General features: G+C 53.8%; 24 protein-coding genes. 9 read left to right on the forward strand and 15 right to left on the reverse strand.

Annotated elements, in window-relative coordinates; genetic code table 11:
* The first annotated feature begins 14 nt into the window (after positions 1-14).
* Positions 15-512 carry a MarR family winged helix-turn-helix transcriptional regulator gene (locus tag ACMZ66_RS04785; protein WP_416934952.1) on the forward strand — a complete coding sequence of 166 codons (498 nt, stop codon included), beginning with the start codon at positions 15-17 and terminating at the stop codon, positions 510-512.
* On the forward strand, positions 509-1,291 hold the full coding sequence (locus tag ACMZ66_RS04790) for a siderophore-interacting protein (protein WP_416934954.1): 783 nt from the start codon (positions 509-511) through the stop codon (positions 1,289-1,291). The genes ACMZ66_RS04785 and ACMZ66_RS04790 overlap by 4 nt, the downstream gene beginning before the upstream one ends.
* 105 nt (positions 1,292-1,396) lie before the next feature.
* Here the strand turns inward: ACMZ66_RS04790 and fdhA are convergent, their stop codons facing one another.
* Both fdhA and ACMZ66_RS04800 read right to left on the reverse strand, forming a co-directional pair.
* Entirely contained in the window at positions 1,397-2,593 is a 1,197-nt protein-coding gene (gene fdhA, locus ACMZ66_RS04795) for a formaldehyde dehydrogenase, glutathione-independent (protein WP_416934956.1), read from the reverse strand.
* A gap of 291 nt (positions 2,594-2,884) precedes the next feature.
* Complete coding sequence (locus ACMZ66_RS04800; protein WP_416934958.1) at positions 2,885-3,103, reverse strand: DUF3126 family protein; 219 nt, start codon at positions 3,101-3,103, stop codon at positions 2,885-2,887.
* A gap of 356 nt (positions 3,104-3,459) precedes the next feature.
* On the opposite strand from ACMZ66_RS04800, the gene ACMZ66_RS04805 reads away from it, so the two are divergent.
* Positions 3,460-4,203, forward strand: a complete 744-nt coding sequence (locus ACMZ66_RS04805; RefSeq protein WP_416934960.1) for a glutathione S-transferase — start codon at positions 3,460-3,462, stop codon at positions 4,201-4,203.
* Positions 4,204-4,428: 225 nt separating this feature from the next.
* A complete protein-coding gene (gene hpt / locus ACMZ66_RS04810; protein ID WP_068517343.1) occupies positions 4,429-4,965 on the forward strand; it encodes a hypoxanthine phosphoribosyltransferase in 537 nt (178 codons plus the stop codon).
* Between the two features lie 39 nt (positions 4,966-5,004).
* Here the strand turns inward: hpt and ACMZ66_RS04815 are convergent, their stop codons facing one another.
* From ACMZ66_RS04815 to ACMZ66_RS04830, 4 genes are all read right to left on the reverse strand, one after another.
* Entirely contained in the window at positions 5,005-5,496 is a 492-nt protein-coding gene (locus ACMZ66_RS04815; RefSeq protein ID WP_416934963.1) for a phage holin family protein, read from the reverse strand.
* Complete coding sequence (locus ACMZ66_RS04820) at positions 5,493-5,786, reverse strand: DUF883 family protein (RefSeq protein WP_416934965.1); 294 nt, start codon at positions 5,784-5,786, stop codon at positions 5,493-5,495. Before ACMZ66_RS04820 ends, ACMZ66_RS04815 begins: the two co-directional genes overlap by 4 nt.
* 223 nt (positions 5,787-6,009) lie before the next feature.
* Positions 6,010-7,176: a 4-hydroxybenzoate 3-monooxygenase gene (pobA, locus tag ACMZ66_RS04825; protein ID WP_416934967.1), complete on the reverse strand. Its 1,167-nt coding sequence runs from the start codon at positions 7,174-7,176 to the stop codon at positions 6,010-6,012.
* A 224-nt stretch (positions 7,177-7,400) separates the two neighbouring features.
* Entirely contained in the window at positions 7,401-8,243 is an 843-nt protein-coding gene (locus tag ACMZ66_RS04830) for a substrate-binding periplasmic protein (RefSeq protein ID WP_416934969.1), read from the reverse strand.
* A 289-nt stretch (positions 8,244-8,532) separates the two neighbouring features.
* Between ACMZ66_RS04830 and ACMZ66_RS04835 the strand changes: the two genes are divergently transcribed.
* Positions 8,533-9,372: an HAD-IIB family hydrolase gene (locus tag ACMZ66_RS04835; RefSeq protein ID WP_416934971.1), complete on the forward strand. Its 840-nt coding sequence runs from the start codon at positions 8,533-8,535 to the stop codon at positions 9,370-9,372.
* Positions 9,365-10,594: a glycosyl transferase gene (locus ACMZ66_RS04840; RefSeq protein WP_416934973.1), complete on the forward strand. Its 1,230-nt coding sequence runs from the start codon at positions 9,365-9,367 to the stop codon at positions 10,592-10,594. The genes ACMZ66_RS04835 and ACMZ66_RS04840 overlap by 8 nt, the downstream gene beginning before the upstream one ends.
* A gap of 63 nt (positions 10,595-10,657) precedes the next feature.
* Here the strand turns inward: ACMZ66_RS04840 and ACMZ66_RS04845 are convergent, their stop codons facing one another.
* The 6 genes from ACMZ66_RS04845 to ACMZ66_RS04870 all read right to left on the reverse strand — a co-directional run bounded on the left by ACMZ66_RS04845 (position 10,658) and on the right by ACMZ66_RS04870 (position 16,556).
* Positions 10,658-11,152, reverse strand: a complete 495-nt coding sequence (locus tag ACMZ66_RS04845; protein ID WP_416934975.1) for a hypothetical protein — start codon at positions 11,150-11,152, stop codon at positions 10,658-10,660.
* 10 nt (positions 11,153-11,162) lie between these two features.
* Positions 11,163-11,675, reverse strand: a complete 513-nt coding sequence (locus ACMZ66_RS04850; protein ID WP_416934977.1) for a hypothetical protein — start codon at positions 11,673-11,675, stop codon at positions 11,163-11,165.
* Positions 11,676-11,742: 67 nt separating this feature from the next.
* Positions 11,743-12,213, reverse strand: a complete 471-nt coding sequence (locus ACMZ66_RS04855) for a hypothetical protein (protein WP_416934979.1) — start codon at positions 12,211-12,213, stop codon at positions 11,743-11,745.
* Between the two features lie 112 nt (positions 12,214-12,325).
* Complete coding sequence (locus ACMZ66_RS04860; protein ID WP_416934981.1) at positions 12,326-14,140, reverse strand: alpha-amylase family glycosyl hydrolase; 1,815 nt, start codon at positions 14,138-14,140, stop codon at positions 12,326-12,328.
* A 141-nt stretch (positions 14,141-14,281) separates the two neighbouring features.
* Entirely contained in the window at positions 14,282-14,704 is a 423-nt protein-coding gene (locus tag ACMZ66_RS04865; RefSeq protein WP_416934983.1) for a cupin domain-containing protein, read from the reverse strand.
* A 124-nt stretch (positions 14,705-14,828) separates the two neighbouring features.
* Entirely contained in the window at positions 14,829-16,556 is a 1,728-nt protein-coding gene (locus ACMZ66_RS04870) for a thiamine pyrophosphate-requiring protein (protein ID WP_416934984.1), read from the reverse strand.
* Between the two features lie 160 nt (positions 16,557-16,716).
* Between ACMZ66_RS04870 and ACMZ66_RS04875 the strand changes: the two genes are divergently transcribed.
* A complete protein-coding gene (locus ACMZ66_RS04875) occupies positions 16,717-17,478 on the forward strand; it encodes an IclR family transcriptional regulator (protein ID WP_416934986.1) in 762 nt (253 codons plus the stop codon).
* Here the strand turns inward: ACMZ66_RS04875 and ACMZ66_RS04880 are convergent.
* Positions 17,463-18,479 (reverse strand): AraC family transcriptional regulator, encoded by a 1,017-nt coding sequence (locus tag ACMZ66_RS04880; RefSeq protein ID WP_416934988.1) that lies wholly within the window; start codon positions 18,477-18,479, stop codon positions 17,463-17,465. The two genes, ACMZ66_RS04875 and ACMZ66_RS04880, sit on opposite strands and share 16 nt — an antisense overlap.
* A 191-nt stretch (positions 18,480-18,670) precedes the next feature.
* Here ACMZ66_RS04880 and ACMZ66_RS04885 point away from each other — a divergent pair, with 191 nt between their 5' ends.
* Positions 18,671-19,804: an MFS transporter gene (locus ACMZ66_RS04885; protein ID WP_416934990.1), complete on the forward strand. Its 1,134-nt coding sequence runs from the start codon at positions 18,671-18,673 to the stop codon at positions 19,802-19,804.
* Positions 19,805-20,009: 205 nt separating this feature from the next.
* Here the strand turns inward: ACMZ66_RS04885 and araD1 are convergent, their stop codons facing one another.
* Complete coding sequence (araD1, locus tag ACMZ66_RS04890) at positions 20,010-20,999, reverse strand: AraD1 family protein (protein ID WP_416934992.1); 990 nt, start codon at positions 20,997-20,999, stop codon at positions 20,010-20,012.
* Between the two features lie 64 nt (positions 21,000-21,063).
* Complete coding sequence (locus ACMZ66_RS04895; RefSeq protein WP_416934994.1) at positions 21,064-21,837, reverse strand: SDR family NAD(P)-dependent oxidoreductase; 774 nt, start codon at positions 21,835-21,837, stop codon at positions 21,064-21,066.
* Positions 21,838-22,381: 544 nt separating this feature from the next.
* Between ACMZ66_RS04895 and ACMZ66_RS04900 the strand changes: the two genes are divergently transcribed.
* A complete protein-coding gene (locus ACMZ66_RS04900; protein ID WP_416934996.1) occupies positions 22,382-23,128 on the forward strand; it encodes a FadR/GntR family transcriptional regulator in 747 nt (248 codons plus the stop codon).
* The last annotated feature ends 85 nt before the right edge of the window (positions 23,129-23,213 follow it).

A 23,213-nucleotide genomic window follows, 5' to 3' on the forward strand; every position in this document is an offset into this window, starting at 1 on the left:
GGAAATAAACGACCATGACCGAAGAAGATCAGGTCCACGTTCCGGGTGAAACCCTGCATCGGCTTGTCCATGCCTATAAACGCAGACTGATGCATGCGATGCAGGCAGCCGACATGCCGATGCCGATCTCGCACAAGCGGGTGATGAAATGGATCATCCGCATTCCTGGCATCACCGCCCAGCAAATGGCCGAAAAATCCGGTCAGGACAAAGGCCGGATCACACGGCTTTTAAAAGAACTTGAAAATGACGGGCTGATTGAACGCCGCCCGCACCCCGAAGATCGACGTAGCCAAACCCTGCATTTGACGGCCGCAGGAAGTGCGAAAATGGAAGATTTCCGCGCTGTTGAAAAAGAAGTCAGATCACGCATGACCAGCGGCCTTACGCCACAGCAGATCCATGATTTTGTCGAGATCGCCAATCTGATGTCGGACAATCTGGAAACCCACAAATGCAAGAAACTGGACTTCGCGGACAATGATCCCGAGGACCAAGGAGTGAATAGATGAACAGACCTGCCCCACGCGATCTTGTCGTGATCAAAAAGGGTTACGTCACCCCGAATATGCTGCGCGTCACCCTTGGCGGTGACGGGATGAAGGACTTCCCCGAAGATCAGGCAAGTGCCTATGTCAAACTGATCTTCCCGATCGAAGGCGATGACAAGGACCGGGTTTTGCGCCGGACCTATACCGTGCGCCATGACCGCATCACCGCTCAGGGCCGCGAGATCGATATTGATTTCGTCATGCATGGCGATGGATCAGACGCCAATGATCATGGCGGTCCGGCATCAAACTGGGCAGTCAATTGTGCGCCGGGTGATGTCATCACCATTGGTGGTCCCGGCCCGAAAAAGCTTGTTGATCCAACTGCTGACTGGTTCCTGATTGCCGGCGACATGACGGCCCTTCCGGCTGTTTCGGTTAATCTCGAAATCCTGCCCAAACATGCGCGCGGCTATGCGGTGATTGAAGTGCAATCCGAAGCCGACATGCAAGCACTTGAAAAGCCTGAAAACATCACAATCGAATGGGTGATCAACCCGCATCCGGGCGAGACGAACACCGCCCTTTCTGATGTTGTTAAAAAGCTCCCCTGGGGCGATGGGCGCGCGTCCGTGTGGGCCGCGTGTGAATTCACATCAATGAAGGAACTTCGCACCTATTTCCGCGAGGAACGCGGGCTTGGTCGTGATGATTTCTATATCTCAAGCTATTGGAAGCTTGGCATGAATGAGGACAATCACAAGGTGATCAAGTCCGAGGATGCCAAGACGGCGGCCTAAGCCGCCCATATTCCATCGCACACATAAAAGTCGGGCCCCGAAATCGGGGCCCGAGCAGTTTAGACCCCGGGGAAGCTCACACGGGATCGGGCGAGATCGTGGAAGTCAGGCAGCAACCGTGCCATGCGGGTCGATAACGAATTTCTTCGCCGCCCCACCGTCAAAGTCGGCATAGCCCTGCGGGGCCTGATCGAGATTGATCATCTGAACATTGACCGCCTTGGCGATGTCGATCTTTTCAAACAAGATCGCCTGCATCAGGTTGCGGTGATATTTCATCACCGGGCACTGACCGGTATGGAAGGAATGCGATTTCGCCCAGCCAAGGCCAAAGCGCATGCTAAGCGCGCCGACTTTGGCAGCATCATCAACCGCACCCGGATCTTCGGTTACATAGAGGCCCGGAATACCGATCGAACCACCCGCACGGGTGACCTGCATGGCAGAGTTCAGAACCGTTGCCGGGGCTTCGTGATTGTGGTTGCAACCACAGCCATGTGCTTCAAAGCCGACGCAATCGACAAAGCAATCAACTTCGCGTTCGCCAAGGATCGCCTCAAGCTGGTCTTCCATCGGTGCATCTTTTTTAAGATCGATGGTTTCGCAGCCAAAGCTGCGTGCCTGTGCCAGACGATCATCGATCATGTCGCCGACAATCACGCAGGCCGCACCCAGAAGGTGCGCGGACGCCGCAGCGGCCAAACCAACCGGACCGGCACCGGCGATGTAAACCGTGCTGCCCGGGCCAACGCCCGCAGTGACACAGCCATGGAAGCCGGTCGGGAAGATGTCGGAAAGCAATGTCAGGTCGCGGATTTTTTCCATCGCCTGATCTGAATCCGGGAATTTCAGAAGGTTGAAGTCGGCATAGGGAACCATGACATATTCGGCCTGTCCACCGACCCAGCCGCCCATATCGACATAGCCATAAGCCGCACCCGGACGCGCCGGGTTCACATTCAGGCAAATGCCCGTCAGGCCGGATTTGCAGTTACGGCAACGGCCGCACGCAATGTTAAACGGCACGGAACACACATCGCCGACATTCAGGAATTCGACATCACGGCCCTTTTCAACGATCACGCCGGTGATCTCATGGCCAAGAACCAGCCCTTCGGGGGCGGTTGTGCGGCCACGGACCATGTGCTGGTCACTGCCGCAAATATTGGTGGTCACAACTTTCAGAATGACGCCATGGTCGCATTTGCGCTGACCCAGTGCGAGTTCCGGAAAGGCGATATTCTCGATTGCGACTTTTCCCGGACCTTTGAATACAACGCCACGATTAGCTGAGCTGCTCATATTCTGTTTCCTCTTCCCTGATAGGTGCCTGTCAGGATTGTTGTTGATGTCCGGGCTTATTGGGTTCTTGTGCCGATGGATGCCCGAACTGAAATCACTGCGCGTGTAGGCGCGAATGCAGTGCAATCAAAACGGTAGGTTATCGGGATTTTCGCTGTCAAACGAACTGAACCGAGATCACCAAACCTCCTCTTGGGCCAAGAATATTTGCGACAAAATGCCAATTTCAGACAAAAAAACGCCCCGGACAATTTCTGGCACGGGGCGTTTTTGATCTCGCGTCGCGGGCGATTATGGTGCCGGCGGCAGGTCCTCTTCGAGGATGACGATGTTCAGCGAGTAGCTGACTTCGCCTTCATCTTCGTCACGATGCACGACACCGACGAATTCATCGCCAACACGCATTTCGATCGGATGGCCTTTTCTTTTAGGCGCATCAATGGCGATCTGGTTGTTGTCAAAGGTGCGGCGCAGGTAATCGGTAACGCGCGCGATTTCGGTCGGTGTCATAGGACTTGCCCCTCGTTCTTTTCAATCTGCTTTGGTCCGTCAGATCACAGGATATCGCATGCACGCCGATGCGTCTGCCCTCTTTCCCGTGATCTTGTGAATTCAGTGCCCCTGTCCTTCCATATAACGGCCCCGGAAATCAAGCCCGCATGGATAAAAAACGCGCTAATGATCGAATTTTTCGAGCCCAACACATTCTCACACGTGATCGACAAACACACAGATGGGAACCAGCGCGCGCGATGTCCAACCAAAGATACAAGCACGCCAAAACAGTTTCGTGACATCACAGGGAATTGCGCGCACTCCCCCGATAAGAAGTTGCAATGCACGGCACCAGCGTTTAATCCGAATATATGTCCGAGATTGATGTAACGACCCAAACCAAACCATCTGATGCACCCGATGCCGACATCTCACCGGCACCCGGTAACACGGCATCAAATTACCAATCCCGCCCGGTTCTCTACAGCTTCCGTCGTTGCCCCTATGCCATGCGTGCCCGCATTGCCCTTCTGGCGGCCGACATTGATGTGGAACTGCGCGAAGTGGTTTTGCGTGACAAGCCGCAAAGCATGATCGACGCATCGCCCAAGGCAACTGTGCCGGTGCTGATCCTGCAAGATGGCACCGTGATTGACGAAAGTCTTGAGATCATGGTTTGGGCCCTGGCCGAAAATGACCCACTTGAATGGCTGAGCCCGGAAAGCGGGACGCTTGACGATATGCTGGCCCTGATTGCGCAAAATGATGGTCCATTCAAACATCATCTTGATCGCTATAAATATTTCAATCGCTACGAAGACGCCGATCCGGCCGAACATCGCCGGGATGCGGAAAAGATCCTCAACCGGCTTGATGGTCGTTTGGCGGTTGGCAAATATCTGTTTGGATCGCGCCCGGCCCTGGCCGATTTCGCCATTGCGCCCTTCATTCGCCAATTCGCCAATACGGACAAGGAGGCATTTGACGCCATGCCGTTTGTCCATCTGCAGCGTTGGCTGGATGATTTCCTGAGTTCATCGTTCTTTGAACGCGCCATGACCAAATATGATCAATGGCACGAAGGCGACGCACCAGTGATTTTCAAGGCGGCCTGACATTTGGCGCGCGCGGGGTTTAAACACGCCCAACCACATTCCATCTGATGAAAAGATGCGCTGCAGCCTTGTGGCGAAAAGCGTTCAATTGCCTCGCCATTGGCGCGATAAACGTGGGGCTGACCTACGGGATTATACTTCTGTTACCATTCACGGGCTGGTCAAGAATGATTGCCTGTGTTAGCAAGCTGCAAATCACACCATAACGCTTCAGGACCGGATTTTATGGCCGATTATGATGTCAAGCCGCTGATAACGGCGGACGAAATTGCCACCCAGATCGACGCGCTTGCCGCCAAGATCAATGAAAGCTTCAAAGACACCGAAAAGCTGATTGTCGTTGGGTTGCTCCGCGGCTCTTTCGTCTTCATTGCCGATCTGGCCCGCAAACTGACCGTTCCGGTCGAAGTCGATTTCATGGTCGCATCGTCATATGGCGATTCCACGGAAAGCTCGCGCAATGTGCGCATCGTCAAGGATCTTGATGGTCAGATCCGCGGCAAGGATGTGCTGCTGGTCGAAGACATCATTGATACCGGCTATACGCTTTCGGAAGTGGTTCGTTTGCTCAAAACCCGCGATCCGAACCGTCTGGAAATCTGCACGCTGCTGAACAAGCCGTCGCGTCGCGAAGTCGAAATCCCGATTGATTTCTGTGGCTTTGATATTCCCGATGAATTCGTGGTTGGCTATGGCATCGATTATGCCCAGAACAACCGCAACCTGCCCTATATCGGCACGGTTCATTTCCACGGCGAATAAGCCGGGGTGATAAAGAATTAAAAATGGCGGGAAGCTTTGCTATCCCGCCATTTTTCTATCTGTGTCTTGTGACGTAGCAGCCGTTGGCTTGGTCGATCCTGTAGGATCAAACACACCCAACGTGCCAAGATCACCGATCATTTGATCAAAGCCCGTTTGCATCTTCGCGCGGTTTCCCTGCCCGGTCGCATAACCGGTCATAGCCGAATGCACCAAAAGATCAAACAGCACGTCATCTTCGGACTTCTTGCCCGAATTTTCTGCATTACCTTGACCTGCATGATCAACCGCCTTGCCCGGATCACGCTGCATCATGATCGCAAGGGTAATCAGCCCCAGCGTCACAAGCGTACCGCCAACCGTGAATGCCGCGATCACCGCCCCATAGGATGCCGCAAGCGCCATATAGACGGCAGCCAGCAAAAAGCCGATCCCGGTCAGAAGGACTGCGCCAACCGCGGCAAAGACCGCGCCCTTGATGGCAGCGGCCTTTGCCAGATCGGTCAGGCGATCTGTAAGCTGATCAATCATTTCTGCAGCAGACGGCCAACCAGAAGGCCGACACCAAAGGTCACGGCAACGGATGCCAGCGGGTTTTCGCGGACCTGATCCACGGCCACGCCACGCGCTTGATCAAACTGATCGCGCGCCTGACCGGATACTTCCCGAATGCGTTCCGCTGCGGCTTGGGTTCTGGTCTGTGCCGCCTCACCGCCCATGGTTTTCAGGGTCTTGGTGATTTCCGCCAGATCGTTGCGAAGCGCATCGACATCGGCCTGAAGTTTTGCGGTATCAGCAGTCGTTTCGGTCTTGGTCGCCATGGTTTTCTCCTGTGGCTTTTGAAAACAGCTACACACAGGTAACGTGCTGACATCACAATTGGTTCCGCGATCAAATGTGATCATTTCGGGGCAGCACAACCAAAGCCCCCAAAACAGAAACGGCCCGCGTGGGCTGCGGGCCGTTTCAAACCTGTCGGAATTTCTGGGCGGATGTGGAGAGCGGGAATTCTCCTTTCGGGGGTGGGTATCCCCGTTACGCCGGTCAGTAAGGCAAACCGACGTAATTTTCCGACAGGGTCGTCAATCCCGCCTTGGAAGACAGGATATATTGCAATTCCGCATCCCGAATGCGGCCATCAAACTCTTTCTGGTCACCAAAGGTGTGCAGCATCGAGGTCATCCACCAAGAGAACCGCTCGGCCTTCCAGACGCGCGCTAGGGCCGTATCGGAATAGGTCGCCAGTTTTTCTTCCTGATTGGATTTGTATTTTGCGATCAGGGCTTCGGACAGGTAATGCACATCACTTGCCGCAAGGTTAAGGCCCTTCGCCCCGGTTGGCGGCACAATATGGGCAGCATCCCCTGCCAGGAACAGGCGACCATGCTGCATCGGCTGCGCGACAAAGCTGCGAAGCGGTGCAATGCTTTTTTCAAACACTTCGCCTTCATTGACCAGTTCGGCATCTTCTTCGCCAAGGCGAGTGCGAAGCTCGTTCCAGAAACGATCATCAGACCAGTCTTCGATTTTGTCCGTGCTTGGCACCTGAACATAATGACGCACTACGGAATCAGACCGCATCGAGCACAGCGCAAAGCCGCGATCATGCTTGGCATAGATCAGCTCGTCTGCGACCGGTTTTGCATGGGCCAAAATGCCCAGCCAACCAAACGGATAAACCTTTTCAAACTCCTGCACGCCCGGAAGCGATTTGCGCCCGACACCGTGGAAGCCATCGCAAGCAGCAATATAATCGCAGCTCAGCTCGACCTCGTTGCCATCTTTGAGATATCGAACACGTGGCTTGTCACCATCAATGTCATGCAAACTGACATCATCTGCTTCCCAGACGATTTCACCACCGTGATCAAGACGCGCCTGAATAAGGTCTTTGGTAACCTCGGTCTGGCCATACACCATCACAGTCGAACCACCGGTCAATTCTTCGATATTGACGTGGGTGCGCTTGCCATTAACGCTGATATAGATGCCACCATGAATGATGCCTTCCTTATTCATGCGCGCATCAACACCAACGCGCTTCATAAGGTCGACGGTCCCCATTTCCAGAACACCTGCACGAATGCGGCCTTCGACATAGTCGCGGCTTTTGCGTTCAAGAATGACGGACTCAATACCCTGCACATGCAACAGATGGGACAGCAACAGGCCAGCGGGGCCAGAACCAATGATGACGACAGGGACATGCATGACGACTTCCTCACAAGATCACGGTTGTTGTTTGTTCTTTTGAATTGGAACAAGAACCATTCCATTGCGGAAAGAATACGCCTGTCACGGCTTGGACAGAATGGACAAACCGGGATAATGATTGGACAAATCGAACATGTATCTGGATTTGGTTATGGGTAAATATCTACGTGGTTCTGGATGACGGTACACGGTTGCCGTCGATCCAACCGCATCAGATATTTCTATTGGTCGTTGCGCGTTGCAGGGGATTGGGCATGACTGGTTTCACAAATCGACCATCGACCACACATTTCCTGACCTTCTTCGGATTCCATAAAATCGTCATAGGCCTGCTGCAGGCGTGCTCCGTCGACATGATTGCGTGAAAACAGAATATACATGTTTTCCGTCGTGACCGGGGCAGTCGTCGCAAAAGTCCGGGCAACTTCAGCACCGAGTATATTGGTCAAATCCAGCCAGCCGACTTCTTCTTCCTCAAACAGGATATCCGCCCTGCCCGCATCAAGAAACCGCCACGCGGATTCCGTATTGGCTACGATCTCAGCCTCGATACCAAGGTTATTGAAAGCTTCTTCATGCCAATAGCTGGCAACACCGACCGGGCGAAGCCCAAAGTCCCTGATATCTTCAAGTTCATCAACATCAAGCCCATCGGGGAAACGGGGTTTCTTATAAAACCCCACCTGTCTTGCCTCGGCGATCGGATATCTCGGGATCAGAAACGCGCCTTCGCGATCTTCTGTTCTGACCCATGAAAATGTACCGACATAATAGCCCCGTCGGGTCAGTTCAAAAGCGCGCGGCCATGACAAGAAAACGAATTCGACGCGATAGCCCATTCTGGCGAATATTTCCGTAACACGATGGGAATGCTTGCCAAAGTTGGCCATGGTTTCCGTGACCATCGGTGGCCACTCCGCCACCGCGAAACGGATTTCGGTCCGAGTGTCTTCGTCGGTTGGCTTTCGGGTTTGTGCGTGGGTATTTTCAAACGTGAAACCAATGCCAACAAACACCGCAAAAGCGAGCAATGGTAAGACCTTGCAAACTCGCTTAAGGCCCATGAGCATCTCCGATACGATTGGCTTCACACAGTCGATATGTTTCCGCGTGGCGATCTGTCGCCCACGGCATATATTTCAACTTCTATAATATGGTCGATACGCCAAATTGTTTAAAGTCAGAATGATGAAACAATCAGATGGTTTATCGCCCTAATTTTGATCATTTTCCCTTTGTGATCAAAATTTAACCGCAGCAATGGTCGATCCATCCCAATCGCTGTGCTAAGCTGATGCTTCGACCAGCACTCAAAGGTCGCAAAATCTTTTAAAACCGCGACAGAACGGGAATATGCCACAAAGCCGCGCCATCGCCATCTTCACCGACCTTGACGGCACTTTGCTTGATCATGACACCTATAGCTGGGCTCCTGCGCGCCCGGCACTGGATCGCTTGAACCAGATGTCGATCCCCTTGATCGCCGTGTCGTCCAAAACCCTTGCCGAACTTGAACATATCAATCATGCCTCTGGCCTTTTTGACGGTCTGATTGGCGAAAATGGTGGCGTGATCGCCCTTGGCGACGATGTGGAACAATATGGCCCGTCCACTGAGCAGATTGATGGGGCACGCGAACAAATCAAGTCGGCCATCACCGTTCCGGTCGACAGTTTCCGCACTGTTGAACCCGAAGTCATCGCGGCTGAGACCGGCTTGCCACTTGACGATGCCATTCGCGCCGGGCAACGGCGTTGCTCGGATCCACTGATTTGGCAACCAAGTTCGAAGGATATCGGTATTGCGCGGGCCATTGCCGAAAAATGGTCGCTTAATCTGGTTAAGGGGGGTCGTTTTCACACACTTTGCGGCCCATCGAGCAAGGGGCAGGCAATGAAACGCATGTTACAGCGCCTGGCTGTCCAGCGCTTTGACCAGGATGACACCCGCGCGCGCAAGCGGTTTACCACCATCGCCCTTGGGGATTCCCCAAACGACATCCCGATGCTGGCCGAGGCAGATTACGCCGTCCAAATCCCTTCAAAACACGGCGTGCGTACAGCACCACTTCTTGAACATTCCAATCTTACGATCGCGCCAAAACCCGGGCCGGAGGGATGGAATATCGCACTGAACGACATTTTGGATCAGATCATAAATAGCAATAAAAACAGCGAGGTACTTCATGGCTGACTTCCATCAGGGTGGACCGATCACGACCCTTCACCGCATTCTTGACCGCAATCCGGAAGAACTCGCCTATGAAATGAGCGCCTTTGCCCGACAACGCCGTCAAACCTTGATCCTGCCGTGCCTGTATTCCGAACTTGAAACCCCGGCGATGACCACCATCCTCAATGGGTTAAAACAGGCGACCTATATTGATCAGATTGTTGTTGGCCTCGACCGTGCGGATGCGCAGCAATATCTCCATGCCCGCGAGTTTTTCAAAGACCTGCCCCAGCATGTCCGTATTCTTTGGAATGATGGTCCGCGCTTGCGCGGTGTTCATGACCGTCTCGAAGAATTTGATCTGGCACGCTATGAACCGGGCAAAGGCCGAAATGTCTGGTATTGCATGGGCTATACGCTAGCATCCGGGCGAAGCTCGGTCATTGGTATCCATGATTGCGATATCGCGACTTATACGCCCGATCTTCCGGCGAAGCTGATGTATCCGATTGCCAATCCGGCGTTTAATTTTGCCTTTGCCAAGGGTTATTACGCGCGCGTTGCAAATGGCACGCTGAAGGGCCGCGTTTGCCGCCTGTTTGTGACCCCGCTTATCCGTGCACTCAAACAAGTCGTCGGCAAGACAGACTTCCTGAACTATCTGGATTGCTTCCGCTATTCCCTGTCGGGTGAAATGGCGATCCGCACCGATGTTGCCTATGGCCTGCGTGTTGCGTCCGACTGGGGGCTTGAGATTTCGATGCTGTCCGAGATGTATCGTAACCACACGGTCCATCGTCTGGCACAGGTCGATATCGCTGACATTTATGATCACAAGCACCGCGAATTTGATCCGGCACAAAAGGATGACGGCCTGTCACGCATGGCAAGTGACATTGCCAAATCCCTGTTCCGCAAGCTCGCGACCCAAGGCACCATCTTCTCGCATGAGACATTCAGAACACTGAAAGCGACCTATTACCGCATGGCGCTTGATCTGATTGAGCAATACCGCGCCGATGCGCTGTTTAACGGCCTTAAGATCAATCGCGACGAAGAAGAAAAATGCGTCGAGGTGCTGTCAGAAGTCATCATCAGCGCTGGACAGCATTATCTTGAAAACCCGCTTGAAAGCCCGTTCATCCCAAGCTGGCAACGCGTTGAAAGCGCAATCACCGATATTTTCGAGCATCTTTCAAGTGCGGTTGAAGACGACCTTAACGACATGGATATCGGCAAGTAAAATGCATAAAGGCGCGCAAGTGATGCGCGCCTTTTCTCATTCAAGCGACCAGCAACCAGCGTCTTAAGACATCAGATCATTCATCGGAAAGATTGCCAAAAACACCTGCAACAAATCCTCATGCCCGTCGCGATTTAGGGTCACGGGCAGCAAAAGCCTAATCCCATTGCGCCATTCCTTTTGGAATATCTGGATCTGATGAATTTGCGGCAAACCCGTTGTGCGGGCCAGCGACATGGCAGCATGTAGTGCCGTTGAATAATGGCAGTCAATTTCACGGGCAAAGGCACCACGCCAATCCTCGCCTGTCAGGGCGATGATGTTTTCACCTTCCAACAGGATCTGAAAATCATCTTTGTCCGGGTGGTATTCATAGATGCTGATATCATCAAGCCAAACCGTCAGGTTCTCGGCGGAAAATTCATCGCGGGTTGGCATTTGTCCGGATTGCGCGAACGTGTGCCAGAGTGCGAGTAGATCATGCGCAGCACGCGGCGCCGCATCCGGCAGATTATCCTGCGGCAGCTCTTTTTCCGTCGAACCAGACTGTGTCGTCATCCCTCACCCGTCAGATATAATGCATCGGGTCGTAGCGAAACCGCACGCCAAGCACCTGATAGACCGGATCATTAAACTGATCCACGGTTTGGGCCGGCAGCAGAATCCGAAGCCACTGCCGTCTTTTGCCCTGCAGATCGGCCAAGCTGATAAAGTAAAATGTCGGCTGTTTTATCCGCAGCGTGCGAAACAATGCAGCTGTCAGACAGGTTCCGTATTTCAGATCAATCTCGCGCGGTGTACTGCCCTGAAAGCTTTCACCATTAAGTGCCACGATTGACGGCGCATCAATCCGGACAAGGAAGTCATCCTTGATCGGCTGATATTCATAAAGGGTGATCTCATCACGCCAACGGCTGAGCCGTTCGGCATTCAAGACGGACCGTAATGGCATATCCTTGTCAGGTGATTGCTCAAGTGCCGTGTACCAAGCATCGACAAGGGCGACGACGTTAAAATCAACATCGTCTGGCAGGCCATCCAGCTGGGTTTCCGATGACTCTAAGCTCTTTATTACCGCCATTTTTGATCTCCCATTCTTACACGTGGGAAAACCGCCATTTAAAACAAGTATCGCGCTGCAATATTCGTTAACCGCGATAGAAAAAGTGACTTACAAACACCTGTAAAATCGGGTTTTCATCCCGATCCGTTGTCCTGACGGGCAACATGATCCGCAACCATTCTTCCCAAATTTTGCGCTCCAACCCGACACGGTGAAAGGCTGGCCTGCGATCATCGATCACGCCAAGCAAAGTCGCATGCATGGTGGTTCCGAAATCCAGATCAATCTGGCGCGGAGAGCAGCCCAAATAGCTTTCGCCACTGGCCTCAACAATGTTGGGCGCATCAATACGCACGACGAAATCGCGTTTGCGGGGGATGTATTCATAGATGCTGATATCATCGAGCCACGGCGCAAGACGATCGACGCTCAAAACCTTCCGATCAGGCACACCACCGCCTGTCGCTGCTTCACACCATGTTTCATAATACGCCCTGACGCGATGCTCAGTATCATCGGGCAATTCTGGAATGAAAATTTCCTGCGCATAAGCCATTGCGCGTCTTGCCCCTATATCCTCGTCTCTGACATCAGCTTTACAAAGCCGATGATCAGAGGCAACGATAAATTCGCATAAAGTGATGTATTATTTCTTTTAATAGAAGAACCTAAACCGGCATCGCGTCACGATAGCGCTGCAAAAGTCTGCTTTCGGTGCGGTTGCGCCCATCTAGATTGGATATCCAGACAATCTGATAAGGTGCCAGTTTCATGATGCCGTCATAATCCTCGATCACTTGTTGCGTGATCAAATCCTGCCAGCCTTCCGTCATGATCAGGTTGATTTTTGAAAGATCCAGTTCCTTTGGCTTTTCGGTCAGGTTAAAGACACAGAAGATGCTTTGTTCATTCAGATGCGACTGGCGCCAAACGCCTAACAAATCCGATCCCAGATTAAGGGTATATTGCGTCGCATTGGGATGAAACGCCGGTTGGCCCATGCGGATCGACATCAAGGCGCGCAATTGATCAAAGGCCGACTTGGCCGGGCCTTCTTCAGATAATGCGCGCTCCGCCTCCTCCAGCGGCCAGATTTTTCGGTTCAGGCGACGCGGTATGCCGGTTTCCTCAAACGCCTTTTGATCGTTTTCGGTCGCCAGGATCGTCTGTACATAGATCGCCGGAACACCTTCAAGTGACATGGCAATTGCCTGGCTCATGACGAAACGTTCAAGCCCCATTTCGGCTTCACCGGCGAAGTTTTCGGCCAGCATGCTAAACAGGGTGACATTTAGCTCATAGGGCTTCTGTCCACCGCCCTTAAGCGCGCGATAGCTTACCTGCCCACCCATCTTGATCGCATGTTCGCGCAGGCCATCGATATCATCATCGGGAATAAGGTTCTCGGCCGGGCGCAGGCCAATGCCATCATGGCTGGCAGTAAAGTTAAAGAAGGTACAGCCCGCCGGCGCCGGGGGCATTGCCATGATGCATTTGCGGATATAGTCGCTTCGCCCGCTGAGCAGCGCATGAATGATCACGGGCGGCAGCGAGAAGTTATAGATCAGATGCGCTTCATCCTGATTGCCGAAATAGGACAGATTTTCCAAAAGCGGCAGGTTGGTTTCGGTAATAAACAACACATCAGGATGAATGGCATTACACGCCAGTCGCATTGCCTTGATCAGTTTATGCGTCTGATCAAGATTGATCGAGGTTGTCCCGACCTCTTTCCAGATAAAGCCAATCGCATCAAGGCGTACAACACGCACGCCATGCTTCAGGTAATTCAAAACGACCTTGAGAATCTCAAAGAAAACCTCCGGATTGTCGTAATCCAGATCGACCTGATCGTAGCTGAATGTGCACCAGACATGCTTTTCACCAACCTTGGTGACCACATCGTTCAAAAGCGCATGGCTGCGCGGGCGCACAACATCGGAAAGATCATCATCCGGGCTTGCCGTTTTGATGTAATCAATGCCGGGTTTTTGACCGGCCAGAAACTGCTGATACCAGGGATGAGATGCCGAAATATGGTTGGCCACCAGATCGGCCATCACCGTGCCGTGCTGTGCCAGTTCCTCGACATCACTCCAATCGCCAAGATCTTCGCGCAGCATATCAAAGTCACTGACCGAAAAACCGTCATCGGACGTAAATGGATGAAATGGCAGGATATGGATGCCAATCAGCCAGTCTTTGAGCCACTTGCGATGAAATTCGCCAAGGCTTTGAAGCCCCTTGCGCCCGGATTGATGGATGCTGTCGCCATAGGTGATCAGAAACGCATCGCGCTGATCCCATTTGCGAAGGTTTTCTTCCTGCGGCTCTGGCCCGTCGCCTTCGATCGGAAGATCAAGAACCTCAAACACCCGGCGCACAAGTTCGGCATGATCGTGTTCGGGATAAACATCCGCAAGGAGGTTGCGCATCGCGCTTGCAAACGCAATACGTCCCGAGGTTCCAACGACACGATCCATAATGGCTCCTTCCGGGCAGGCAATTCAAATGGTTAACCCAATGAAATAATGAAACTGCCTGCGATGCAAGCAGGCATTTCGCATTGCCGAAAAACCAAGCAGGAATAGGCACCAAACACCCCGAACACAGCCGCAACTGCCCTACTCGGCACCGTCCTCGGGTTTATAAATCACGTTCTCGGCCCCTTCTGCCCCCATAAAGACAACAACCACACGCGCCGGGATATCGCCATCATTGATGCCTTCATGCCAGTGATCCATGGCTTCCAGCACGCCCTCGCCCGCGACATAGGTTGTTTTGCCGGCATCGCCGTAATCAACCGTGATCTGACCTTCAAGGATATAGCCATAAGTCGGCACACCATGTTTGTGCCAGCCGGTTTTCTGCCCCGGCTCCATGGTGGCCAGCATCGATTTGATCTTTGCCTTGCCCTTGGGGTAGCTGACCTGCTCGCCAATGAAATTCACACCGGTATCAAGTAACGGCACGCCGTTATGCACATCAACAAACGGTTTGCCGTTCTTTGTCTGATCCGATTTCGTCGCAACTTCTGGCTTTGCCATGCCCTGCTCATATCCCTGTTTGTAATTCTGCCGCCGATCATAGTCAGGACACCCAACAAAACCATAAAAAACGGGCATCAAATGTTCGATGCCCGTTTTAATTTTCCGTTACGGCATTCAAACCTTACGGAGCAATCGTTACCTCGACCAAGGCATGGGTGCGTTTTGTATCGATATGTTTGATCGCGTCACGCAAGATACCCGGAAGGTCTTCCGGGCGCGTTGCCTTGGCAACCCAGGCACGGCTGGCTTCGGCGACCTTGGTGAAGTCCGGGCTGGGCTTAAGGGCTGTTAGCGGCATTTCGTTGGTTTTCGCCGCATAGCCGTTCGGATACATCCCCGCGACCGACTGACGTACTGCCCCCCATTCGTTATTGTTCAGAACAAGGATCAGGATCGGGAGTTCCAGCGCCTCGGCAATCTGATGGCAGGCTGTCGGGTTGGCGAACATGTAGGATCCATCACCCATGGTCGCGACCACCAGCTTATCCTTATCGGCCAGCTGATAGCCCATTGATGCCGGGAAGGACCAGCCAAGGCCACCTGAATGCGGCTCCTGATACCAGCTGCTATGTTCAGACAGCGACAATGGCTCCAGCGGGCAGCCAAGTTCGGAAAATACCGTGGCTGCACGACCGGCAATCGCATCGGAAAGACAGCGCGAAACATAGGCCTTGGTCATCGGATCAACTGCACCCGCATTGGCAATTGCCAGTGCCTGCTTGCGGGTTTCGGTATTGATCGCGGCAATCTTGCCCCGACGATCCGAACAGCTTGCACCATGATCGGCGTGACGACGATCCATCGCCTCCGCCAGCATCATGATCACATCACCGGTTTCACCAACCAGTGAAATGTCTGCCGCAAAGTTACGGCCCGGGAAGCGGGAATAAAGCGGGTTCTGGCCGATCTGAACAACCTTGCAATCCGGGCGCAGGCTATGGATATCGGGCGACCATGGGGCCAGGCAATCAATCACCACCACCGCATCGGCATCCTTTAACCAGGGTGCTGGATCCATCCCGGCAAACATCGGATGTTCGGTACTAATCGCAAGCTGGATCGCCCAATATTGCACGACCGGGATGCCCCACTGATCAACAAGATCACCGAAACGTTTAAACGCCTCGGCCGTTCCTGTACCACGCTGGGCAATGATCACCGGGTTCTTGGCATTGGCCAGAATGTCTGCAGCCTGCTCGACCGATGCCTGCGGGGGCGCTACCGGAACCGGCTGCATGCGAAGCGGCCCATCAATCTCATCCCCCGGACAGGGTTCGCACAGAACTTCACGCGGCAAACTGACATAGGTTGGGCCTTTGGGCACCGATGATGCAATCGCATAGGCACGATCGACGACTTCGGGAACCTGTTCAGGGAATTTAAGCTCGTACTCCCATTTGGAACTTTCCCGCACGAGAGCTGCCTGATCACGCATTTCCTGCCCCCAGCCGATTGGCACGGTGCGCGCGCCCAGTCGCCCCTTTTCCATCACCGGGGTTCGGCCAGACATCAAAACAACCGGCACATGTTCTGTCGCGGCATTGATCGCGCCAATCGCACAATTGGCAAGACCAACATTGGTATGCGCCATCACCGCCTGGGTTTTTCCGGTCGCAAGGTAATAGCCATGCGCCATGCCCATCGCCGCATTTTCGTGCGGCATGATCAAGGCATGCGGAAGATCGATATCCTTTGCCGCGGCCTCGGCCAGGCCTTCGATGATCGGCGGAAAGTCAGTCCCCGAATTGGCAAAGATATAATCAATCCCGATGGCCTTCATCCGGGCCAGAACCGCCCCACCGGCGGTCAGCGTGATTTGGCCGGATTTTTCCTGCGTGTCGTTTTTCATCAGACGCCTCTTGATTTATACGCTCTATATTTCTATATTTGAAATATGATTTATAATATAGTTTATTATTGAAATCCGGTCGCCGTCAAGCACAGCGTCCGGCAGCACCGCTTTGCGCAATTGGCGCACCCTGCCATCGCCCTCCAACGAATGGAAAACCATGACCAGTCAGCTCAACGGCTCTGTCCTTAAGGCGTTTAAAATTCTTGATCTGTTTGCGGCCGGGAAGTCGGAGCTGACCGCCAAGGAAACGGCAGATGCCCTTGGCATCAATATGATCACAGCCCACCGTTTCCTGCACACACTGGTCCATGCCGGTGCATTGCGCGCAACATCACGCGGTGTATTTCGCTTGGGCTATATGTTTGCTGATCTGGGTGACCGGGTGTTGCAGGGCGATAATCTGCCGATGATGCTGCAACCCGTTTTAGATCAGTTGGCACGTGACACCGGGGAGGCCTGCATGGCGACCGAATTTGATCGCGATATGGCGGTCTGCATCGCCAAGGCCCTGCCCGACCGCGCACTTTATGTCGATATCCGGATTGGCTCGAAACTCGATGCCTTCTGCACCGCGCATGGAAAATTGTGGCTGGCGCATATGAGTGCGGCGGATCAGGACCGCTATTTCACGAATGCCGATCTGACCAACAAGACCGATCACACGATTACGGATATCGATACCCTGAAATCAGAACTCGCCACCATCCGCGCACAAGGATTTTCGACCAATAATGGCGAACGCGAACATGACATCTATGCCATCGCCGTTCCGATCACGACGCAACATGGCAAGATGATTTCGGCCTTTTCGGTATTTGGTGCGTCCCCGGCAACGCTCGTGCAAAACCGCGACATCCTTCTGACCAAGCTTCAAGCTGCGGCACGAAGTGCACAGCACGCCATTTACGGCGACGCGTAATCAATATGCCGGATGGCACCGGGCGATTTACCAGTGGTGCGCTTGAACGCGCGACTGAATGCCGCGACCGAGGCATAGCCAAGACGATCTGCAACTTCATCAAGCGACAAGTTTTCGCGGCTGATCCACTGGCTGGCCAGACGCATACGCAGATTGGTCAGATATTGCTGCGGGGTGGATTTGGTCAGCTCGACAAACCGTTCGGCAAAGACCGAACGCGACATACCCATTTCCGTTGCCATATCCGCCACTGACCAGTTGCGTCCCGGCTCCTTATGAAGGGCCGCCAAAACGCGCGCCAGTTTCGGGTCCCGCACCGCTTCGACCCAGCCACACACATCACATCCCGCCTCAACCCAGCGCCGCAGGATCGCGGCCGCCACAACATCGGCAAGCCTTGTCAGGATCACGCCATAGCCCGGACGCTTGGCACGAAGCTCGGCCGTCATGACATCCAGAATTGCCGGGATTTGCGGATCATGATCAGGCACCGTTTCGATATGCATGACTTCGGGCTTTAAATGCGCCAATGGGTGCAACCAGCCCAGATCAAACTCCATCGCACAGCTGAAAATCAGATTGTCCTTGGATCGGCAAACATCAGCCTCACAGGCCCGGATTTCCGATGCCGCATCACAGAGCCGCGCCTTTTGAAAATCATCCACACTGCGCAGTGCCACGCCATCTTCGCTGTAAAGATCGTGAATGGCCGCACAGGGCAACAGCACCGCATCCCCGCACCCCAAAACATGCGTCGCCCCGCTTTTGGTCCGCAAATGCACCGTGCCCTGGCCGATGAAATGAAACCACGCGCGTGTTTCATCCTGATCCTCGCCAAAGCGCAGGCCATAGGGCGCGGAAATTTCAATCCGGCGATAATCCAGACCGCGCAGGCGAACACCAGAAAGAAGCTCATTAACCATGTCATGACCAGACGTGTTGAACTGGCCTTCGATATGGTCTGACGGGCTATTGAAGTCTGTATTGGGGATTGGTGACATGACATTTCGGACGATTGATCAACAACTACGGACAAACTGTCATAGATCGTCCGACGGGTCCAGACTATTTTAGGTGCAATGCAAAACACCAACTCAAAGGACTTTCCATGAGTGAACTGCAATCTCGCCCCCAACAAGCGTCAAGCCAATCATCTGCGCCCGCCCCAGCTGCGTGGGCTGCCGTGATTTCGATGACGCTTGGGGTTTTTGGACTGGTGACGGCAGAATTCCTGCCGGTCAGTCTGCTGACCCCCATCGCAAATGATCTAAACGTATCCGAAGGCCTCGCAGGTCAGGCCATTTCGGCCACCGCCATCCTTGCCATGATCACAAGCCTTCTGATCGCCACCCTCACCCGCAAGTTTGATCGTCGCCATGTGTTGCTCAGCTTTTCAGTCCTTCTGATCATCTCAAGCATCATGGTGGCAATTGCCGAAAACTTCGCCTTCCTGCTGTTTGGCCGCGTATTGCTTGGTATAGCCCTTGGTGGTTTCTGGACCATGTCGGCCGCCACCATCATGCGCCTTGTGCCGGAAAAAAGCGTTCCTCGCGCGCTTGCCATCATGTTTAGCGGCGTTTCGGCGGCCACCGTCTTTGCCGCCCCGGTGGGCAGTTTCCTGGGTGACATTATCAGTTGGCGGGCAGTCTTCATGCTGGCGGCTGGCATTGGTGCGATTACCTTTATCGTGCAATTCATGACCTTGCCGTCCCTGCCGCCGCGTGGTCGTGCGTCGCTTCGCACCCTGATTGACTTGATCAATCGTCCGGGCATGAAGTTTGGCCTGTTTTCACTGGTCATCATCATCACCGGTCACTTTGCCCTGTTCACCTATGTCCGCCCGTTCCTTGAAAATGTGACGGGTGTAGCAACCGTGGGCGTATCGGGTGTGCTTCTGGGCTTCGGGATTGCCAACTTTATCGGCACCCATCTGGCCGGATCGCTGATCGCAAAATCGCTTCGCATGACCATCGCCCTGATGCCACTTATCATGGGTCTTGCAACCCTTGGCATGGTCATGATCAATGGCGCGCTCAACCCGACCATCGTTCTTGTTGCGATCTGGGGTGCAGCATTTGGCGGCGTTCCGGTTGCATGGTCAACCTGGATCACGCGTACGGTTCCCGATGAAGCCGAAAGCGGCGGCGGACTTGTTGTCGCAGGCTTCCAGACCGCAATTGCCAGCGGTGCGGTTCTTGGCGGACTTCTGGTCGATTTCACCGGTGCCATGGGTGTGTTCGCCGTCGGCGGCACCGTCCTGATCGTTGCCTCCATCGTCGTAACGATGGTGCTCCGCCCGGCCCCGGCCGTAAGCGAACAGGCATAGTCCCCCTTCGCGTCACCACCGCAGGATATCAATGCAAAGGGCAGCGCTTCATTCGCTGCCCTTTGTCATTTCAAACGACCTACCATGCTTCCCCCAACATGACGCAAAAGAAAACCCCGGCACATTGCTGCGCCGGGGGAGGTCGTGTCGTTCGGAGGGAGACGGGGCTTTTACGCCCCTTGGAATTACAAGAATTCCCGAAAAATCAGATGGTTTTCACAACAACCGGACGTTCGGCCTGAACCTTGAGCCGGTTGCGGATCGCGCGGCCAAACGGGGCTGCTTCGATTTCAAACTCATCGCCATCCTGGGTCGTGATGCCATCGGCAAAGCTGAGCGTTGCGGTGCCAAAGAAATGCGCATGCACATCGCCCGGGCGGCAGAACAGGTCATATTTAAAATGGTGATATTCGAGATTGGCAAGCGTATGGGACATATTGTCTTCGCCGCTCAGGAACGGTTTTTCCCAGATGACCTTGCCATCGCGATAAAGGCGGGATGTACCCTCAACGTGGCTTGGCAGGTCACCCAGCAAAAGTTCCGGCCCCATCGAGCATGCGCGCAGCTTTGAATGCGCCAGATACAGGTAGTTCTGGCGTTCCATCACGTGATCGGAAAACTCGTTGCCAATCGCAAAGCCGATGCGCACCGGATTGCCGTCGGGATCGATCACATATATCGCGGCAATTTCGGGTTCCTCGCTGCCATCAAGGGCGAAGGACGGGCTTGGGATATCCGCACCCGGGTTTGAAACGATGGAGCCGTCGCCCTTATAGAACCACTCAGGCTGAACACCCTTTTCGCCTGCCGTGGGCTTGCCGCCTTCAACACCCATGCGAAACATCTTCATGGAATCTGTTTCATCAGCCGCCTTGTTATCGGCCTTGTGCATGTTTGCACGTGCAGATGCCGACCCCAGATGGGTCAAGCCCGTTCCGGTGACAAGGAAATGCGCCGGATCAGCATGGGTAATCGGCGGCAGAAGACGGCCTTCCTTGGCAATCGCATTGTAATCAAGGCGCTCCTCGCCAAGGTGGGCCTTGGCGGCCTCGACCATGGTGGTGCCTTGCGCAATCGCGATGCTTGCCAGTTCGCGGGTGGTTGAAACACCACTCAGCGCAATCAGGGTGTCGCTATCTTCAACAACGGCGACATGTTGCGCGCCTGCGGTATCCTTGTATTGAACCAGTCTCATGAATTCTGTCCTGATCATTCTTTGTTGGTCGTGGGTTGCTGACAAATCGGGTCTTGCGTGGTGATCAGACCCAACCGCCATCAACGATAAAGTTCTGGGCGGTTACCATCCGGCTTTCATCGGAAATCAGGAACAGCGCCATGCGCGCGATATCCTGTGGCATCACCTTGTTCTTAAGGCACTGACGCTCATCAATTTCGCGTTCTGCGGCTTCATCGACCCAAAGATCAAGTTGGCGCTGGGTCATGACCCAACCGGGTACAAGGGTATTCACCCGGATATGATCCTTGCCAAGGTCGCGTGCCATGCCGCGTGTCAGGCCATGGGTTGCCGCCTTTGCCGTGGTGTAACCCGGCATGCCGCCCTGCCCCATCATCCAACTGACCGAACCGAAATTAATGATCGCACCGCCACCGGCCTTTTGCATCATCGGTGCGACCGCCTGAATGGCAAAGAAGGACGGGCGAATGTTGATTGCCTGGCGTTCATCCCAGTATTCCGGTGTGACATCCTGCCATTTGTGGCGGGTATCATTGGCTGCATTGTTCATCAGCCCCGTGATCGGACCATTGATCTCTGCCGCCTTGGCCACGGCTGCCTGAAGGGCTGCGACATCGGTCAGATCACATTTGATAAAGAGCGGCGCATTGCGCGCATCCTTGGACAGCTTTTCAACAAGCGCGTTGCCGCAATCTTCCATGATGTCGACAAAGGCGACTTTTGCGCCCTGCTCGACAAAGGCGGTGACAATGGCTTCGCCAATGCCCGATGCACCACCGGTGATGAATACCGATTTGTCTTCAAGGCTGGTGTAGTGTGTCGGCATGCGATCAGACATGATCGTGTCATCTCCCGTCGTCTGGTTATGTGTGCCACGGCGCATCGGGACTCGCCCGCGCGACCAATGGTGATTTCGATCTAAAATTGACAGAATTTGCATCAAACCGGAAATGTGCAGCGCAGCAGAAATTTCTTTCCCTTTGGCATCAAAAGCCCTGCTGCATCATCCGATGATCAATCCGGGTTAGCGATCCGGATCATATGCCCTTTGCGATACCATGATGCTTCCTCCTGAAAATTTTGCCTTTTAATTCTTCATACAATAACATTAATGATCAGGATATCCGGACCTGTCAAGCGTCAAACAGGTACAGAGTTATCTTTCGATCTGTCGCGCAGTGGTTTATAACAGAGCCACCTTCGTGATCGCCTACGTGTGACCATCTGGACCGTGCTGAAATAATTATATGCTTTGCAGCACAAGGCATTGACGGTGCCAGATAAGTTGCCCCGAAAATTAATTCATATTATATGAATAATATCAAAGCGGGCCTTTGCCTTTTCGCACGCATTTCAACTAAGGCCGCGCCGGAGGGAATTTAATGTCGTCTATGTCGAGAACCTATGCCAAACGCAGCCTGCACAGCATCGTCGCCCACGATTTGGGGGCACGGATTGTTTCGGGCCAATTGGCACCGGGTGATGTTCTTCCGACCGAGGCGGCGTTAAGTGAATCGCTTGATGTATCGCGCACCGCTTTGCGCGAGGCGATCAAAATCCTATCAGCCAAGGGTCTGATTGAAAGCCGTCCGAAAACCGGCACGCGCGTCAAACCGCGTTCAAGCTGGAACCTCCTTGATCCCGATGTCCTGTCCTGGCACTTCCCGGACCCGGACCCGGCATTCCTTTATGCGCTGTTTGAAACGCGCCTGATCATTGAACCCAATACCGCTGCCATGGCGGCCGTTCGCGCAACGGCAGAAGAAATCAAGGCGATCTCGAATGCCTATGACGCCATGGAAAATGCCGAACAAGGCACCGAGGCGGTCTATATCACTGACCTTGAATTCCATCAGGCGATTTTGAATGCATCGGCCAACGATTTCATGAAGTCTTTTGGCATGTTGATTGAAACAGCCCTGATCGGATCGTTCCGCCTGTCATCAGGTGGTCCGGCGGCCCATGTGCAGTCCCTGCCCGATCACCATGCGGTTTATGCCGCCATCAGCCACCGTGATCCGGAAGAAGCCCGTGCCGCCATGCACAAACTGCTTCGCCGCACCATGCGCCAGCTTCGTCAGCAGCTTGGCATGTCGGTTGATCACGATTGGGATCAGATCGGGCTTTAGGATTTATGCTGCGGTCTGACTGCAGCATTTTAAAGAACGCGTCATAAGAAAACGGGCACCAACTGGCGCCCGTTTTTGTTTGTCT

The sequence above is a fragment of the Thalassospira sp. genome, assembly GCF_048059015.1.
Taxonomy (GTDB): Bacteria; Pseudomonadota; Alphaproteobacteria; order Rhodospirillales; family Thalassospiraceae; genus Thalassospira.

What these genes read in the sequence shown, in the direction of transcription:
- ACMZ66_RS04785 (WP_416934952.1), top strand. Translation starts at nt 15, where the DNA reads ATGACCGAAGAAGATCAGGTCCACGTTCCGGGTGAAACCCTGCATCGG.
- ACMZ66_RS04790 (WP_416934954.1), top strand. Translation starts at nt 509, where the DNA reads ATGAACAGACCTGCCCCACGCGATCTTGTCGTGATCAAAAAGGGTTAC.
- fdhA (WP_416934956.1), bottom strand. Translation starts at nt 2,593, where the DNA reads ATGAGCAGCTCAGCTAATCGTGGCGTTGTATTCAAAGGTCCGGGAAAA.
- ACMZ66_RS04800 (WP_416934958.1), bottom strand. Translation starts at nt 3,103, where the DNA reads ATGACACCGACCGAAATCGCGCGCGTTACCGATTACCTGCGCCGCACC.
- ACMZ66_RS04805 (WP_416934960.1), top strand. Translation starts at nt 3,460, where the DNA reads ATGTCCGAGATTGATGTAACGACCCAAACCAAACCATCTGATGCACCC.
- hpt (WP_068517343.1), top strand. Translation starts at nt 4,429, where the DNA reads ATGGCCGATTATGATGTCAAGCCGCTGATAACGGCGGACGAAATTGCC.
- ACMZ66_RS04815 (WP_416934963.1), bottom strand. Translation starts at nt 5,496, where the DNA reads ATGATTGATCAGCTTACAGATCGCCTGACCGATCTGGCAAAGGCCGCT.
- ACMZ66_RS04820 (WP_416934965.1), bottom strand. Translation starts at nt 5,786, where the DNA reads ATGGCGACCAAGACCGAAACGACTGCTGATACCGCAAAACTTCAGGCC.
- pobA (WP_416934967.1), bottom strand. Translation starts at nt 7,176, where the DNA reads ATGCATGTCCCTGTCGTCATCATTGGTTCTGGCCCCGCTGGCCTGTTG.
- ACMZ66_RS04830 (WP_416934969.1), bottom strand. Translation starts at nt 8,243, where the DNA reads ATGGGCCTTAAGCGAGTTTGCAAGGTCTTACCATTGCTCGCTTTTGCG.
- ACMZ66_RS04835 (WP_416934971.1), top strand. Translation starts at nt 8,533, where the DNA reads ATGCCACAAAGCCGCGCCATCGCCATCTTCACCGACCTTGACGGCACT.
- ACMZ66_RS04840 (WP_416934973.1), top strand. Translation starts at nt 9,365, where the DNA reads ATGGCTGACTTCCATCAGGGTGGACCGATCACGACCCTTCACCGCATT.
- ACMZ66_RS04845 (WP_416934975.1), bottom strand. Translation starts at nt 11,152, where the DNA reads ATGACGACACAGTCTGGTTCGACGGAAAAAGAGCTGCCGCAGGATAAT.
- ACMZ66_RS04850 (WP_416934977.1), bottom strand. Translation starts at nt 11,675, where the DNA reads ATGGCGGTAATAAAGAGCTTAGAGTCATCGGAAACCCAGCTGGATGGC.
- ACMZ66_RS04855 (WP_416934979.1), bottom strand. Translation starts at nt 12,213, where the DNA reads ATGGCTTATGCGCAGGAAATTTTCATTCCAGAATTGCCCGATGATACT.
- ACMZ66_RS04860 (WP_416934981.1), bottom strand. Translation starts at nt 14,140, where the DNA reads ATGGATCGTGTCGTTGGAACCTCGGGACGTATTGCGTTTGCAAGCGCG.
- ACMZ66_RS04865 (WP_416934983.1), bottom strand. Translation starts at nt 14,704, where the DNA reads ATGGCAAAGCCAGAAGTTGCGACGAAATCGGATCAGACAAAGAACGGC.
- ACMZ66_RS04870 (WP_416934984.1), bottom strand. Translation starts at nt 16,556, where the DNA reads ATGAAAAACGACACGCAGGAAAAATCCGGCCAAATCACGCTGACCGCC.
- ACMZ66_RS04875 (WP_416934986.1), top strand. Translation starts at nt 16,717, where the DNA reads ATGACCAGTCAGCTCAACGGCTCTGTCCTTAAGGCGTTTAAAATTCTT.
- ACMZ66_RS04880 (WP_416934988.1), bottom strand. Translation starts at nt 18,479, where the DNA reads ATGTCACCAATCCCCAATACAGACTTCAATAGCCCGTCAGACCATATC.
- ACMZ66_RS04885 (WP_416934990.1), top strand. Translation starts at nt 18,671, where the DNA reads ATGACGCTTGGGGTTTTTGGACTGGTGACGGCAGAATTCCTGCCGGTC.
- araD1 (WP_416934992.1), bottom strand. Translation starts at nt 20,999, where the DNA reads ATGAGACTGGTTCAATACAAGGATACCGCAGGCGCGCAACATGTCGCC.
- ACMZ66_RS04895 (WP_416934994.1), bottom strand. Translation starts at nt 21,837, where the DNA reads ATGTCTGATCGCATGCCGACACACTACACCAGCCTTGAAGACAAATCG.
- ACMZ66_RS04900 (WP_416934996.1), top strand. Translation starts at nt 22,382, where the DNA reads ATGTCGTCTATGTCGAGAACCTATGCCAAACGCAGCCTGCACAGCATC.